This window comes from Rhodococcus sp. NPDC047139 (assembly GCF_040643435.1).
Taxonomy (GTDB): Bacteria; Actinomycetota; Actinomycetes; order Mycobacteriales; family Mycobacteriaceae; genus Rhodococcus.
Window position 1 is genome coordinate 51873 of record NZ_JBEYUH010000017.1, and the last position, 14943, is coordinate 66815.

Annotated in this window: 13 protein-coding genes; 7 read left to right on the forward strand and 6 right to left on the reverse strand. The window is 67.9% G+C overall.

Annotated features, from left to right (window positions below; all coding sequences use genetic code 11):
• Positions 1-2: 2 nt before the first annotated feature.
• From sufC to ABZ789_RS19140, 4 genes are all read right to left on the reverse strand, one after another.
• Positions 3-791 carry a Fe-S cluster assembly ATPase SufC gene (gene sufC / locus ABZ789_RS19125; protein ID WP_358426977.1) on the reverse strand — a complete coding sequence of 263 codons (789 nt, stop codon included), beginning with the start codon at positions 789-791 and terminating at the stop codon, positions 3-5.
• A 55-nt stretch (positions 792-846) separates the two neighbouring features.
• The gene (gene sufD, locus ABZ789_RS19130) at positions 847-2052 is read right to left on the reverse strand and encodes a Fe-S cluster assembly protein SufD (RefSeq protein WP_358426980.1); all 1206 of its coding nucleotides are present in this window, start codon (positions 2050-2052) and stop codon (positions 847-849) included.
• Positions 2053-3498: a Fe-S cluster assembly protein SufB gene (sufB, locus tag ABZ789_RS19135; protein WP_006551501.1), complete on the reverse strand. Its 1446-nt coding sequence runs from the start codon at positions 3496-3498 to the stop codon at positions 2053-2055.
• 115 nt (positions 3499-3613) lie between these two features.
• Positions 3614-4438, reverse strand: a complete 825-nt coding sequence (locus tag ABZ789_RS19140) for a metalloregulator ArsR/SmtB family transcription factor (protein ID WP_358426984.1) — start codon at positions 4436-4438, stop codon at positions 3614-3616.
• Between the two features lie 210 nt (positions 4439-4648).
• Here ABZ789_RS19140 and mptB point away from each other — a divergent pair, with 210 nt between their 5' ends.
• From mptB to ABZ789_RS19160, 4 genes are all read left to right on the forward strand, one after another.
• On the forward strand, positions 4649-6238 hold the full coding sequence (mptB, locus tag ABZ789_RS19145; RefSeq protein ID WP_358427079.1) for a polyprenol phosphomannose-dependent alpha 1,6 mannosyltransferase MptB: 1590 nt from the start codon (positions 4649-4651) through the stop codon (positions 6236-6238).
• A gap of 11 nt (positions 6239-6249) precedes the next feature.
• The gene (locus tag ABZ789_RS19150; RefSeq protein ID WP_358426987.1) at positions 6250-7194 is read left to right on the forward strand and encodes an ABC transporter ATP-binding protein; all 945 of its coding nucleotides are present in this window, start codon (positions 6250-6252) and stop codon (positions 7192-7194) included.
• Entirely contained in the window at positions 7191-7988 is a 798-nt protein-coding gene (locus ABZ789_RS19155; protein ID WP_358426989.1) for an ABC transporter permease, read from the forward strand. The genes ABZ789_RS19150 and ABZ789_RS19155 overlap by 4 nt, the downstream gene beginning before the upstream one ends.
• Before the next feature lie 69 nt (positions 7989-8057).
• Positions 8058-9023 carry a COX15/CtaA family protein gene (locus tag ABZ789_RS19160; RefSeq protein WP_358426992.1) on the forward strand — a complete coding sequence of 322 codons (966 nt, stop codon included), beginning with the start codon at positions 8058-8060 and terminating at the stop codon, positions 9021-9023.
• 81 nt (positions 9024-9104) lie between these two features.
• On the opposite strand, the gene ABZ789_RS19165 is transcribed toward ABZ789_RS19160, so the two are convergent.
• Positions 9105-9446 (reverse strand): hypothetical protein, encoded by a 342-nt coding sequence (locus tag ABZ789_RS19165; RefSeq protein ID WP_358426995.1) that lies wholly within the window; start codon positions 9444-9446, stop codon positions 9105-9107.
• Positions 9447-9469: 23 nt separating this feature from the next.
• On the opposite strand from ABZ789_RS19165, the gene ABZ789_RS19170 reads away from it, so the two are divergent.
• Entirely contained in the window at positions 9470-10435 is a 966-nt protein-coding gene (locus ABZ789_RS19170; RefSeq protein ID WP_358426997.1) for a quinone oxidoreductase, read from the forward strand.
• 63 nt (positions 10436-10498) lie between these two features.
• On the opposite strand, the gene ABZ789_RS19175 is transcribed toward ABZ789_RS19170, so the two are convergent.
• The gene (locus tag ABZ789_RS19175; protein ID WP_358427082.1) at positions 10499-11476 is read right to left on the reverse strand and encodes a heme o synthase; all 978 of its coding nucleotides are present in this window, start codon (positions 11474-11476) and stop codon (positions 10499-10501) included.
• A gap of 212 nt (positions 11477-11688) precedes the next feature.
• Between ABZ789_RS19175 and tkt the strand changes: the two genes are divergently transcribed.
• Complete coding sequence (tkt, locus tag ABZ789_RS19180; RefSeq protein ID WP_358427000.1) at positions 11689-13791, forward strand: transketolase; 2103 nt, start codon at positions 11689-11691, stop codon at positions 13789-13791.
• Between the two features lie 4 nt (positions 13792-13795).
• On the forward strand, positions 13796-14941 hold the full coding sequence (gene tal / locus ABZ789_RS19185) for a transaldolase (protein ID WP_358427003.1): 1146 nt from the start codon (positions 13796-13798) through the stop codon (positions 14939-14941).
• Positions 14942-14943 lie beyond the last annotated feature (2 nt).

A 14943-nucleotide genomic window follows, 5' to 3' on the forward strand; every position in this document is an offset into this window, starting at 1 on the left:
GATCACGCTCCTTGCGTCGCCGACTGGGTGAAACGTTCGTAACCGTTCGCCTCGAGCTCGTCGGCGAGTTCCGGGCCGCCGGACTCGACGATGCGGCCACCCACGAAGACGTGCACGAACTGCGGCTTGATGTAACGCAGGATGCGGGTGTAGTGGGTGATGAGCAGGACGCCGCCGTCCTCGTTCTGCTGGTAGCGGTTGACTCCCTCGGAGACGACACGGAGAGCGTCGACATCGAGGCCGGAGTCCGTCTCGTCGAGGATCGCGATCTTCGGCTTCAGCAGGCCGAGCTGCAGGATCTCGTGGCGCTTCTTCTCGCCACCGGAGAAGCCCTCGTTGACGCTGCGCTCGCCGAAGGCCGGATCGATGTCGAGTTCGGACATCGCCGACTTGACCTCCTTGACCCAGTGGCGCAGCTTGGGCGCCTCGCCCCGCACAGCGGTGGCGGCGGTCCGGAGGAAGTTCGACATCGACACGCCGGGCACCTCGACGGGGTACTGCATCGCGAGGAACAGGCCGGCGCGGGCGCGCTCGTCGACGCTCATCGCGAGCACGTCCTCACCGTTGAGGGTGATGCTGCCCGAGGTGACCTCGTACTTGGGGTGACCTGCGATGGCGTACGACAGGGTGGACTTGCCGGAACCGTTGGGGCCCATGATGGCGTGCGTCTCACCCGAGCGGACCGTCAGGTCGACGCCCTTGAGGATGTCGATGGGTTCGGCGTTCTCGTCCGTCTGGGCGACGCGAACGTGCAGGTCTTTGATCTCGAGGACGTTCGAAGGTGTGGACATCGAAAATGCGTTTCCTTAGTGGAGAAGTATCGGGACTACGGGAGGTGCCGGCCGGTCAGGCACCGACCGCGGCAAGTTCTGCCTCGATCGCGGCCTCGAGCCGTTCGCGGACCTCGACCACCGTGATGCGCTCGAGCAACTCGTGGAAGAAGCCGCGAACGACGAGGCGCCGCGCTTCCTCCTCCGGAATACCGCGCGCACGCAGGTAGAACAACTGCTCGTCGTCGAACCGTCCGGTCGCCGAGGCGTGGCCGGCGCCGACGATCTCGCCGGTCTCGATCTCGAGGTTGGGCACCGAGTCGGCGCGCGCTCCGTCGGTGAGGACGAGATTGCGGTTGAGTTCGAAGGTATCGGTGCCCTCGGCCTCGGCGCGGATGAGCACGTCGCCGATCCATACGGTGTGCGCGTCGGGCTTACCGGAGGCCGGATCGCCCTGCAGCGCACCCTTGTAGACGACGTTCGACTTGCAGTTCGGCTGCGAGTGGTCGACGAGCAGACGCTGCTCGAAGTGCTGTCCGGCGTCGGCGAAGTACAGGCCCAGCAGTTCGGCGTCGCCGCCGGGGCCGTCGTACTTCGTGGTGGCCGACACCCGCACGAGGTCGCCGCCGAGGGCGACAGTGAAGTGCCGCAGTACGGCGTCGCGTCCGAGCCGGGCATGGTGCGCCGCGACGTGCACGGCATCATCGGCCCAGTCCTGCACCGCGACGACCTTCAGCCGCGCGCTGTCGCCGAGCACGAACTCGATGTTCTCCGCGTAGGTGCCGCTGCCACGCTGGTCGATCACGAGCGTGAGATCGGCGAACGCCTCGAGCCGGATCTGTACGTGTCCGTACGCCACGGAGCCCTCGCCCGGCCCGGTGACGGTGACCGTGACGGGATCGGCGACCTCGACCTCACGCCCGACCGTGACGACCGTCGCGGTCTCGAAGGACGAATACGCCTGGGCCGCGATGCGATCGAACGGCACGCCGCCCTTCCCGAGCCGCGGATCGTCCCTGCCGACCGTCTCGACCCGAACGCCCTCGGCGGGGGTGACGTCGACGCCGGCGACGCCGGTCGCGGGGGCGGTGCCGTCGTGCAGACCCCTCAGACGTCGCAGCGGGGTGAATCGCCACACCTCATCGCGCCCGGAGGGCACTTCGAAGGCATCCACGTCGAACGAGGTGAACACCTCGCCCTTGTTCACGGCCGGAGCGCGGTTCTCGGCACGCACGGCATCCCGCACTCCCGTGGCAGGAATGTTCTTCGCTTCCGCAGTCATTTAGCCGACTGCCCCTTCCATCTGCAGTTCGATCAGGCGGTTGAGTTCGAGGGCGTACTCCATCGGCAACTCCTTGGCGATGGGCTCGACGAACCCGCGCACCACCATCGCCATGGCCTCGTCCTCGTCGAGTCCGCGGCTCATCAGGTAGAACAGCTGGTCGTCGCTCACCTTCGAGACGGTCGCCTCGTGCCCCATGGTGACGTCGTCCTCACGGATGTCGACGTACGGGTAGGTGTCGGAGCGGCTGATCTGGTCGACGAGGAGAGCGTCGCACTTGACCGTCGACTTCGAGCCGTGGGCACCCTTGTTGACCTGCACGAGGCCGCGGTAGGACGCACGTCCGCCGCCGCGGGCGACCGACTTCGACACGATGGTCGAGGAGGTGTGCGGCGCCAGGTGCAGCATCTTCGCGCCGGTGTCCTGGTGCTGCCCCTCGCCGGCGAACGCAACCGAGAGCACCTCGCCGCGAGCGTGCTCGCCCATCATCCACACGGCCGGGTACTTCATCGTCACCTTGGAGCCGATGTTGCCGTCGATCCATTCCATGGAGCCGCCGGCCTCGACCTTGGTGCGCTTGGTCACCAGGTTGTACACGTTGTTCGACCAGTTCTGGATCGTCGTGTAGCGGCAGTGGCCGCCCTTCTTGACGATGATCTCGACCACCGCGGAGTGCAGCGAATCCGACTTGTAGATCGGCGCGGTGCAGCCCTCGACGTAGTGCACCGACGCGCCCTCGTCGACGATGATCAGAGTCCGCTCGAACTGGCCCATGTTCTCGGTGTTGATGCGGAAGTAGGCCTGCAGCGGGATGTCGACGTGCACACCCGGCGGGACGTAGATGAACGAGCCACCGGACCACACGGCAGTGTTGAGCGCGGAGAACTTGTTGTCGCCGGCCGGGATGACCGTGCCGAAGTATTCCTTGAACAGTTCGGGGTGCTCACGCAGGCCCGAATCGGTGTCGAGGAAGATCACGCCCTGGCTCTCGAGGTCCTCGCGGATCTGGTGGTAGACGACCTCGGACTCGTACTGCGCGGCGACACCGGCGATCAGGCGCTGCTTCTCGGCTTCGGGGATGCCGAGCTTGTCGTAGGTGTTCTTGATGTCCTCGGGAAGCTCGTCCCAGCTGGCCGCCTGCTTCTCGGTGGAGCGCACGAAGTACTTGATGTTGTCGAAGTCGATCCCGTCGAGGTTCGAACCCCACACCGGCATGGGCTTCTTGTCGAAGGTGCGCAGCGCCTTGAGGCGGATGTCGAGCATCCACTCGGGTTCGTTCTTCTTGGCCGAGATGTCCCGCACGACCTCCTCGGACAGGCCGCGCTGTGCCGTGGCACCGGCGGTGTCGGGATCAGCCCAGCCGTATTCGTAGTGGCCGAGAGAATCGATCGTCTCTTCCTGCGTCAGCGGCGCGGTGCCGGACGTCTGGTCCGATGCGACGGTCATGCGAGCTCCTTCCGGAGTCTGGTGGGCGTCGGCGCGGGCTGTGCGTCGACGGTCGACGGGTGGGTGGATGTCTTTCGGAGGTGCCCGGTTTCGCGGAACACCGGAGGTATGGGCATCACGTGGGCGGCTCCGGCTCCGGCCGAGGCGCCTCCACTCTGGCCAGAACCGGCACGTGAGTGGTGCAGAAGGCGTCACCGTTGGCGATCGTCGCAAGTCGCTGCACGTGGGTTCCGAGGATCCGTACGAACGCTTCCTGTTCGGCCTCGCACAGTTCGGGGAACTGCTCTGCGACGTGGGATACCGGGCAGTGATGCTGGCAGATCTGCACGCCGGTACCGACACGGCGGGTCGACGCCGCGAATCCGGAAGCGGTGAACGCTCCGGCGATCTCCTCGGCGACGGCTTCGACGTCGTCGTCGTTCCGGTCGGCGGGCGCGATGCTGCCGAGGATCGAGTCCACGCGGCGCCGCGCGAAGTCCTCCACGGCGGCGTCGCCACCGAGTTCGCGCAGGTGCCGCATCGCGGCAGTCGCGAGATCGTCGTAGGAGTGCCCCAGGCGGGCACGACCGACCGCGGTGAGCTGGAAACGGCGGGCAGGCCGCCCGCGGCCTCGGCCCTGGCGTCGTGGTGGCGCCGCGGCCTGCGCTTCACCGGACTCGATGAGGGCATCGAGATGCCGCCGCACCCCTGCGGCGCTCAGCCCCAGCTGCTCGCCGATCTCGGGCGCGGTGATGGGGCCTTCTTCGAGGAGCAATTGCACGACCGCTGCGCGCGTCTGCCCTTCCGGCGCGTCGCGTCCGGTCGCCGATGAGGTCCGACGTACGTCCTCAGCCCGCGACGACGCCGCGGCAGGTGCTTGACCTGCACGTTCGGCGCGCTCAGCGGTGTCGGACGGGTTTTTCACAACACCAGTGTGACGGAATTCGGAAGCTCGGTCCACTAAGGGTGCCCTTCATTACACGGGTGCCCGAGCCGGAAATGACCACCCCGGCCGCACCGTTACGCTTCTGACGTGCCGTCGACTCCTCCCCTGTCCGCCTCGCGTACGACTTCCCCGGCGCCGGGCCGACCCGGAGTCGCCGAGCGAGCGGGTAGATGGTTCCGGCGGGCCCTCGGCCTCGATGCCCCGAGTCCGCACGCGGACGTCGCCGTGGTTCTGCACGGCGACGAGGCCGAAGGTCGCGGGCTCGATACTGCGCAGACCACCTATCTGCACCGCATTCGCCTTCTCGGAGCCACCGGAGCGGTACTCATGGCGGTCGGCGCCCTCGGTGCCGGCGCTCAACCGGTCCTGCAGAACCCTGTGCAGGGCGTACGAGCACTCGGTCTGGCCGCGCGGATGCCCAGTGCGGCCTTGACGATGACGATGACGGGCACGGCGCTGGTGATCCTCGCGTGGCTGCTACTCGGCCGGTTCGCGATCGGCCGCCGGGAACCGGACGGTCCGCCACGTCGCCTGAGCCGATCGCAACTCGACCGCACCTTGCTGCTCTGGATCCTCCCGCTCGTCGTCGCACCTCCGATGTTCAGCAAGGATGTGTACTCCTACCTCGCGCAGAGCGAGATCGCGGCGCGGGGACTGGATCCGTACGCGATCGGACCTGCGGGCGCCTTGGGCGTCGACCACGTCCTGACGCGCACGGTACCCAACATCTGGCGTGATACTCCGGCCCCCTACGGTCCAGCCTTCCTGTGGATCGGCGAGAAGATCACCCATCTCACGGGCGAGAACATCGTCGCCGGCATCTTCGTGCACCGACTGTTCGCGCTCGTCGGCGTCGCTCTGATCGTGTGGGCACTGCCCCGCCTGGCCCGCCGATGCGGTGTCGCATCCGTGAGCGCGCTGTGGCTCGGTGCGGCGAATCCCCTGCTGCTGTTCCATCTGGTCGCCGGCATCCACAACGAAGCGCTCATGCTCGGGCTCATGCTCGCCGGCGTCGAACTGGCTCTGCGCGCGGTCCATCCCGCGGACGAGTCGTCCTCCCGGCTCCACCTCGCAGGATGGCTCGCAGCCGGTACGGCTCTCGTGGCGCTGTCGTCGATGATCAAGGTGCCGTCGTTGCTCGCGCTCGGATTCGTCGGGATGGCACTGGCACGTAAGTGGGGCGGTACCTTCCGGGCCGTGGCAGCCGCGGCCGCGGTGCTGGGTCTCGGCTCTGCCGTCGTCATCGTCGCGGTGAGCTGGGGAAGCGGACTCGGGCTGGGATGGACACAGACGCTGGGCACGGCGACCGAGGTCCGCAGCTGGATGTCGATCCCGACCCTGCTCGGCATGGGCACCGGCCTCGGTGGCGTGCTGCTCGGTCTCGGGGATCACACGACCGCGGTGCTGTCGATCACCCGCCCCATCGCGGCACTGGTCGCCGGATTGATCACTGTGCGCATGCTGCTGGCGGTGCTCAAGGGACGACTCCACCCTGTGGGTGCGCTGGGTGTGTCGCTCGGAGCGATCGTGCTGCTCTTCCCCGTGGTTCAGCCCTGGTATCTCCTGTGGGCGGTGATCCCACTCGCAGCCTGGGCGACCCGTCCGGTGTTCAGGATTCCCACCATCGCGTTCTCGTCGGTGGTCGGCATGATCCTCATGCCCAACGGAAGCGAGTACCAGCCGTTCATCATCGTCCAGGCGTCGATCGCGACCATCGTCGTGGTCGGTCTGATCATCGTCGCGACCCGCTCACGATTGCCGTGGCGTTTGCAGGAGCGCACACCACCGCGTCCGGTGGAAACCACGGACGCCTAGGCTGGAAACCTGTGATCCCGAGTTCTCCCGCCGGTGCGCCGCCGGCTGTGTGCCTGGACGGCGTCGTCAAGACCTACGGGGGCATCACCGCGGTGAACGGTCTCGACCTGACCGTGGAACGTGCCCAGGTGCTCGCCCTTCTCGGTCCCAATGGCGCAGGCAAGACCACGACCGTGGAAATGTGTGAGGGTTTCATCACCCCCGATGCCGGTACCGTCCGCATCCTGGGCCTCGATCCCGTCGCCGACTCCGATTCCCTGCGCCCCAGGATCGGGGTGATGCTGCAGGGTGGGGGCGCCTACCCCGGTTCACGCGCCGGCGAGATGCTCGATCTGGTCGCGGCGTACTCGGCGGACCCCCTCGATCCCGACTGGTTGCTCCGACGACTCGGGCTCTCCGAAGCGCGGCGCACCCCCTACCGCCGATTGTCGGGAGGACAGCAGCAGCGTCTCGCGCTCGCGTGCGCGCTGGTCGGGCGCCCCGAACTCGTCTTCCTCGACGAACCCACCGCCGGTCTCGACGCCCAGGCACGTCTGCTCGTGTGGGAACTGATCGACGCGCTTCGGCGCGACGGCGTGAGCGTGCTGCTCACCACCCACCTGATGAACGAGGCCGAAGAACTCGCCGACGAGATCGTGATCATCGATCACGGGCGGGTGGTCGCGGCCGGCACCCCCGACGAGGTCACCCGTGACGGCGCAGAGGGTCAGCTCTGGCTGACCGCGCCTGCGGGCCTCGACGTGAGCGCGCTCCAGTCGACTCTGGCGGGCACCCATCGGGTTTGTGAGGACAATCCCGGGCGGTACCTCGTCGAAGGCACGATCGACCCGTCGGTCGTGGCAGCGGCTGCGTCGTGGTGCGCGAATCTGGGAGCGCTGGCAACCGAGATCCGGGTGGATCAGCGCAGCCTCGAGGACGTCTTCCTCGAGTTGACCGGTCGGGAGTTGAGAGGGTGAGCGTGACCCACGATCGTCTGGTGAACAACAGGTTCGCGGAAGGAACCTTCGTCCCTCGACCGAAGCCGAACTCGCCGTCGAAGATGCTCGCGGCGCAGACCGCCATGGAACTGAAGTTGCTGCTGCGCAACGGCGAGCAACTGCTGTTGACCATGTTCATCCCGGTGACGCTCCTGATCGGCCTGTCTCTTCTGCCGATCGGCGATCTCGGCGACTCGCGTGTCGAGCGGGTGTTGCCGGCGGTGATGATGGTGGCGGTGATGTCGACGGCCTTCACCGGCCAGGCGATCGCCGTGGGCTTCGACCGGCGCTACGGTGCCCTCAAGCGGATCGGTGCGACGGCGCTGCCCAAATGGGGAATCATCGCGGGCAAGAGCGCTGCGGTCGGGATCGTCGTCGTCGTGCAGTCCGTGCTGCTCGGGGCGATCGGGCTGGCCCTGGGATGGCGTCCCACATTCGCCGGGCTACTGATCGGCGCGGTCGTCATCGCGCTCGGCACAGTGATGTTCGCAACACTGGGCCTGCTCCTCGGAGGCACTCTGCGCGCCGAGATCGTGCTCGCTCTGGCGAACATCGTGTGGTTCGTGCTGCTCGGGATCGGCAGCGTCGCGGTTCTCGGCGACGTGATTCCGGATGCGCTGGCCCACGTGCTGCGCGTCGTGCCTTCCGGAGCGCTGACCCTCGCGCTCGAGAACGCCGTGGCAGGCGCATTCGACTGGCTCTCGGTGGTCTCGCTCGTGGTGTGGACGGCCATCGGTGGTACGGCCGCGGCGAGATGGTTCCGGTTCACCTGAGCGTCGGGCGCCCGGATCCGGCACCACCCAACTACAGCGTGTAGTGGTTCACGCCGTACCATCGGATCCGTGTTGTATCGCGGCTATCTGAGCCTTGTCGACCGTCTCCCGATGCCCTCGTTGCGGACGCAGAAGATCATCGCGTTCCTCACGATTCTCACCCAGGGCGGCATTGCCGTGACCGGCTCGGTCGTCCGGGTGACCGCCTCCGGGCTGGGTTGCCCCACCTGGCCGCAGTGCTTCCCCGGGTCGATGATCCCGGTCGGCGTGTCGAGCGAAGTCGACACCCTCCACCAGGTGGTCGAGTTCGGCAACCGCCTGCTCACCTTCGTGGTGGTGGCCGTTGCCGCCGCGATCGTGCTCGCAGTGACCCGGGCACGCCGCCGCAGGGAGGTCATCGCCTGGGCGTGGCTGATGCCCGCGGGGACCGTGCTGCAGGCGATCATCGGTGGCATCACCGTGCTTGCCGGTCTCGCGTGGTGGACGGTCGCGATCCACATGCTCGCTTCGATGCTCATGGTGTGGCTGGCGGTCGTGCTCTACGCAAAGGTGAGCGAGCCCGACGAGGGCACCGTGGTCCAGGTCCTCCCCCAGCCGCTGCGATGGCTCACCGCTCTGTCGGGTGTCGCGCTCGGTGCCGTCCTCGTCCTGGGCACGATGGTCACCGGCGCCGGCCCCCACGCCGGAGACAAGAGCGCAGACGATCCCGTCCCCCGGCTCGCACTCGACATCACGAATCTCGTCCACCTGCACGCCGAGGCGCTCGTCGGCTATCTGGCCCTGCTGATCGGTCTCACATTCGCCGTCTACGCCGTACATGCCCCGCACTCCGTCAAGGTGCGGCTGAAGGTCGTTCTCGTCCTGGTGGTCGCGCAGGCCGGCATCGGCCTCGTCCAGTTCTGGACGGACGTGCCCGCCGTACTCGTCGTCCTGCACGTCGCGGGTGCGGGCCTGTGCACGGCCGCCACCGCTGCGGTGTGGGCCGCCGGTCGCGTGCGCACTTCCGCACCCGACCGCGAACCCGTCCCCGCCTGACGCACCGGCGAGACGGCCCCTCCACGACCTCGAACTGAGGGAGGTGGTTCGTTGTCGGCGGAGCAGCGCGTGGGGAGTCTGTCAGCGCTCGTTGCGCGCCTTCGGGAACCGGGTCTGACCCGCCACCCAACCGGCCATCTTCGCCCAGTGCCCCTTCTGCGGGTTGGCGATGCTGGTGATCTCTCGATCCCACTCCGAGATCTCCACGTCGGGGATCTCCTCGACGATCGCGCGTGCCGTCGGAAGGTCCTTGGCGACACGGTCGCCGAGAGTGCCGTCGGCGGCGACCACAGTGATCCGGACGCCCGACAGACCGATGGGCTGCAGCACGGCCTTGCCGGAGCCCCCGTGTGCCGCGACGAAACTGCGGATGGACGAGACGATGTCGGCCGGTGCGGCCACGACCTGGGTTTCCACGCTCATGTCTGCAGAATACTGTGAGCCGCATGCATGCAATCGAAGTGGCACAGCACGGCGGCCCCGACGTCCTCGTCTCTGTCGAGCGGCCCGACCCCGAGCCCGGCCCCGGAGAGTTGCTCGTCCGCACCGACGCGATCGGCGTGAACTTCATCGACACGTACTTTCGAACGGGTCTCTATCCCACCGACCTGCCCTATATACCCGGATCGGAAGGTACCGGCACGGTCGTCGCGGTGGGCGAGGGCGTCCGGGACACGGCAGTGGGCGATCGCGTGTCGTGGTGCGCAGCCCCCGCTTCCTACGCCGAGCTCGTCCGCGTCCCCGAGAACGTGGCGGTACCGGTCCCCGATTCCGTATCTCCGGAGCAGGCTGCCTCGGTGCTGCTGCAGGGCATGACGGCGCACTATTTGCTGAACTCGACGTACCCGGCGCAACCCGGCGACACCGTCCTCCTCCACGCCGGCGCCGGTGGTGTCGGTCTGATCCTCACCCAGCTCGCCACGGCGAAGGGTGTGCGAGTGATCAGCACGGTGTCCTCCGACGAGAAGGAGGAGCTCTCCCGCGGGGCCGGTGCGGCCGAAGTGCTGCGGTACGGCGACGATCTCGCCGAGCGGGTGCGCGCACTCACCGGCGGTGAGGGAGTCGCCGCAGCATACGACGGTGTGGGGGCCGCAACCTTCGAGGCCTCACTGGCGTCCGTGCGGGTGCGGGGCACGGTTGCACTGTTCGGTGCGGCGAGCGGTCCCGTCCCGCCCTTCGACCTGCAGCGCCTCAACCCCGCAGGTTCGCTGTTCGTCACCCGACCCACCCTCGCCCACTACACCCGCGACCGTGACGAGCTGCTGTGGCGTGCGGGAGACGTACTCGATGCGCTCGCCGACGGATCGTTGACCATCCGGATCGGCGCGAGCTACCCGCTGGCCGAGGCCGCCCGCGCCCACACCGATCTCGAGGGGCGCCGCACCACCGGCTCGATCGTCCTGCTCCCCTGAGCCCACAGATGCCTGTGCCCCGGCCGACCGGCCGGGGCACAGGCTGTGAAGATCAGCGGCCGCTCAGAAGTACGAGCCGATCGTGGGCAGTGCGAGCACGGAGTCGATCGCCAGGCCCAGGCACACCACCGCGAGATAGTTGTTGGACTGCAGGAACAGCCTGAGCGGCTTGACCGTCGCCCCACCGCGCACGCTGCTGTAGAGCTGGTGGGCGACGATCAGGAACCACGCACCCGCCAGTAGCGCAACAGCCGCATAGATCACGCCGGCGGCCGGGACGATGGCCAGAGTCGCAAGCACCGTCGCCCAGGTATACGCAAGGATCTGCTTGGTGACGTGCTGTTCGGTCGCGATCACCGGCAGCATCGGCACGCCCGCCGCCTTGTAGTCCTCCTTGTAGCGCATCGCGAGAGCCCAGGTGTGCGGCGGTGTCCAGAAGAAGACCACCAGGAACAACACGATCGGTTCCCAGCTCAGCGAGCCCGTCACTGCGGCCCAGCCGACCATCACGGGCATGCACCCGGCGGCGCCGCCCCAGACCACGTTCTGCCAGGTCCGGCGCTTGAGCACCATCGTGTACACCAGCACGTAGAACGCGATGGTCGCGACGACGAGCAGCCCGGCGAGCAGATTGGCCCGCCACCACAACCACACGAACGATGCGACACCGAGCGCCATGCCGAAGACGAAGGCATTGCGTGTCGGCACCGTCTGTCGGGCGAGCGGACGCAACGCCGTGCGTTTCATGACCTTGTCGATGTCCGCGTCGACGACGCAGTTCAGCGCGTTGGCGCTCGCCGCTCCCATCCAACCGCCGAACAGGGTGCTCAGGATGAGCACGATGTCGACGTTCCCGCGGTCGGCGAACAGCATCGCGGGAATCGTTGCGACCAGCAGGAGTTCGATCACCCGCGGCTTGGTCAGCGCGATGTAGGCGAGGATGGTGCCGGAGATCCGGCCCCACGCGGTCTCGGGGCGGGGGGCACGAGGCGCTTCGGGGGCGCCGAAGCCGTGTCCTCCCGGCCGTCGCCCTGCCCGCACACTGTCTCCTTGTCCCACGCGGATCCGCACCTTCGTTTCGCCCGTTCACGGTCGCCCGGTTCCGGACGCTCCTCTACTACGGACGATGTTAGACCGGACCGATGCCCGGACCGAATCGACCCACTCGGAGCAGCGCACTAGTCTGAAGTAGCGCGCGGGCCGACTTTCACCCGCCGGGACCCCGTACACCCATGTCAGGAGACTTCAAGCTCGTGTCGATCACAGACGAGATCCGCACCCTCACCCAGCCTGCGCATCCGGCCGACTGGACCGACCTGGATACCAAGGCAGTCGATACCGCTCGCGTGCTCGCTGCGGACGCCGTGCAGAAGGTCGGAAACGGGCATCCCGGCACTGCGATGAGCCTCGCTCCCCTCGCCTACACCCTCTATCAGCGGGTGATGCGTCACGATCCCACCGACCACGAGTGGGTCGGTCGCGATCGTTTCGTGCTCTCGTGCGGACATTCCAGCCTGACGCTGTACATCCAGCTCTACCTGTCCGGTTACGGCGTCGAGCTGGCCGACCTCGAAGCGCTGCGCACGTGGGGTTCCCTCACCCCGGGTCACCCCGAGTACGGGCACACGCCCGGCGTCGAGATGACCACCGGCCCGCTCGGCCAGGGACTGGCCTCGGCTGTGGGTATGGCGATGGCCGCACGCCGCGAGCGCGGCCTGTTCGACCCCGAGGCGCCTGCGGGCACGAGCCCGTTCGACCACTACGTCTACGTGATCGCGTCCGACGGTGACATCGAGGAGGGTGTGACCTCCGAGGCGTCGTCGCTCGCGGGTGTGCAGCAGCTCGGCAATCTCATCGTCTTCTACGACGACAACAAGATCTCCATCGAGCACGACACCGCGATCGCGCTGGGCGAAGACGTCACCAAACGCTACGAGTCGTACGGCTGGCATGTGCAGACCGTCGAGGGCGGCGAGAACGTCACCGCGCTGCTCGAGGCTGTCGAGGCCGCGAAGGCCGTCACCGACCGCCCGTCGTTCATCTCCGTCCGCACGATCATCGGCTACCCCGCGCCGACCAAGATGAACAGCGGCGACGCGCACGGTGCCGCGCTCGGCGCCGACGAGGTCGCCGAGGTCAAGAAGGTCCTCGGTTTCGACCCCGAGAAGAACTTCGACGTCGACCCTGCCGTGATCGAACACACCCGGCAGGTCGTCACGCGTGGCGCCGAGGCCCGCGCGGCGTGGCAGGCGGAGTTCGACGCCTGGGCCGCACGCGAGCCGCAGCGAAAGGAACTGTTCGATCGCCTGCACGCCGGTGAATTCCCCGAGGGCTGGGTCGACGCACTGCCGACCTACGAGCCCACCGAGAGCGGGCCCGCGACTCGCTCTGCGTCGGGCAAGGTCCTCGCCGCGCTCGGATCGATACTGCCCGAACTGTGGGGTGGCTCGGCCGACCTCGCCGGCAGCAACAACACCACGATTCCCGGTTCCGACTCCTTCGGCCCCGCATCGATCTCCACCAAGGACTGGACTGCGCAGCCCTACGGACGCACCCTGCACTTCGGTGTGCGTGAGCATGCGATGGGCGCGATCCTCAACGGCATCGCCCTGCACGGCCCGACCCGCCCCTACGGCGGCACCTTCCTCGTCTTCTCCGACTACATGCGACCTGCCGTGCGCCTCGCTGCCCTCATGCAGACCCCGGCGATCTACGTGTGGACGCACGATTCGATCGGTCTCGGTGAGGACGGCCCGACGCATCAGCCCATCGAGCACCTCGCAGCGCTACGGGCGATCCCGAACCTCGCCGTCATCCGTCCGGCCGACGCCAACGAGACGTCCTTCGCGTGGAAGGCAGCTCTGGAGAACCGCACGGGCCCGACGGCGCTCGCTCTGACTCGCCAGAACGTTCCGGTGCTCGAGGGCACGCGGGAGAAGGCTGCGGAGGGGGTCGCCCGCGGCGCCTACGTGCTGGCCGAAGCGTCGTCCGGGACCCCGGAGGTCGTGATCCTCGCCACCGGTTCCGAGGTCCAGCTCGCAGTCGCCGCCCGCGAGACTCTCGAGGCCGACGGTGTGCCGACCCGCGTCGTATCGGTTCCGGTGCTCGACCGGTTCCTCGAGCAGGACCAGGCCTACCGCGACGAGATCCTGCCGCCCTCGGTGCGCGCCCGCGTCTCCGTCGAGGCAGGGCTCGCGATGCCGTGGTACCGCCTGATCGGTGATGCCGGTGAGCCGGTTTCGCTCGAGCATTACGGCGCGTCCGCCGACTACAAGACCCTGTACCGCGAGTTCGGCATCACCGCCGAGGCCGTCGTCGACGCCGCGCGCCGCTCGCTTACCCGAGTGAAGGGATGATCGGATGACCCAGCAGACTTCTGCGCAGAACGCTGCGCTGGCGGAACTGTCCGCCCAGGGCGTGTCGGTGTGGCTGGACGACCTGTCCCGCGACCTCATCGACTCCGGCAAGCTCGCCGAGCTCGTCGCGACCCGCAGTGTCGTAGGTGTGACGACCAATCCGTCGATCTTCCAGGCCGCACTGTCGAAGGGTCATGCCTACGACGCGCAGATCCGCGACCTCGCCGGTGCCGGCGCCGACGCCACCACGGCGATCCGCACCGTCACCACGGACGACGTGCGCTCCGCTTGCGACGTGCTCGCCCCGGTCTTCGAGGAGACGAACGGCCTCGACGGACGGGTGTCGATCGAGGTCGACCCGCGTCTGGCGCACAAGACGGACGACACCGTCCAGCAGGCGCTCGAACTGTGGCGCATCGTCGACCGCCCGAACCTGTTCATCAAGATCCCGGCAACGGTGGCGGGCCTGCCCGCGATCGCCCGGGTGATCGGCGAGGGTGTCAGCGTCAACGTCACGCTCATCTTCTCGGTCGACCGCTACGAGCGGGTCATCGAGGCCTACCTCGACGGTCTGACCGCGGCGAAGGCGGCCGGTCACGACTTGTCGAAGATCCGTTCGGTGGCGTCGTTCTTCGTCTCGCGTGTCGACACCGAGATCGACCCGCGTCTCGAGGAGATCGGCACCGACCAGGCACTGGCCATGCGCGGCCGCGCGGGCGTCGCCAACGCACGACTCGCGTACGCCGCTTACCAGCGGGCATTCGAGGGCGGAACGCGGTTCGAGCAGCTCGCCGAGGCGGGTGCGGTCCCCCAGCGTGCACTGTGGGCGTCGACCGGTGTGAAGAACCCCGACTATCCCGACACCCTGTACGTCACCGAACTGGTCGCGCCGAACACCGTCAACACGATGCCGGAGAAGACGCTGGAGGCGGTCGCCGACCACGGTGAGATCACCGGCGACACGGTGACCCGCAACATCGCCTCCGCCCAGCAGGTGTTCGACGTGCTGGCCTCGATCGGCGTGGACCTGCCCGACGTCTTCCGCAAGCTCGAGGACGAGGGTGTCGAGAAGTTCGTGGTGGCCTGGAAGGATCTGCTCGCGGCGACAGCGGAACAGCTGGCGGCTCACGCGCCGGGCGCGGAGGGCTGAAC

What these genes read in the sequence shown, in the direction of transcription:
- tal (WP_358427003.1), top strand. Translation starts at nt 13,796, where the DNA reads ATGACCCAGCAGACTTCTGCGCAGAACGCTGCGCTGGCGGAACTGTCC.
- sufB (WP_006551501.1), bottom strand. Translation starts at nt 3,498, where the DNA reads ATGACCGTCGCATCGGACCAGACGTCCGGCACCGCGCCGCTGACGCAG.
- ABZ789_RS19165 (WP_358426995.1), bottom strand. Translation starts at nt 9,446, where the DNA reads ATGAGCGTGGAAACCCAGGTCGTGGCCGCACCGGCCGACATCGTCTCG.
- ABZ789_RS19170 (WP_358426997.1), top strand. Translation starts at nt 9,470, where the DNA reads ATGCATGCAATCGAAGTGGCACAGCACGGCGGCCCCGACGTCCTCGTC.
- sufC (WP_358426977.1), bottom strand. Translation starts at nt 791, where the DNA reads ATGTCCACACCTTCGAACGTCCTCGAGATCAAAGACCTGCACGTTCGC.
- sufD (WP_358426980.1), bottom strand. Translation starts at nt 2,052, where the DNA reads ATGACTGCGGAAGCGAAGAACATTCCTGCCACGGGAGTGCGGGATGCC.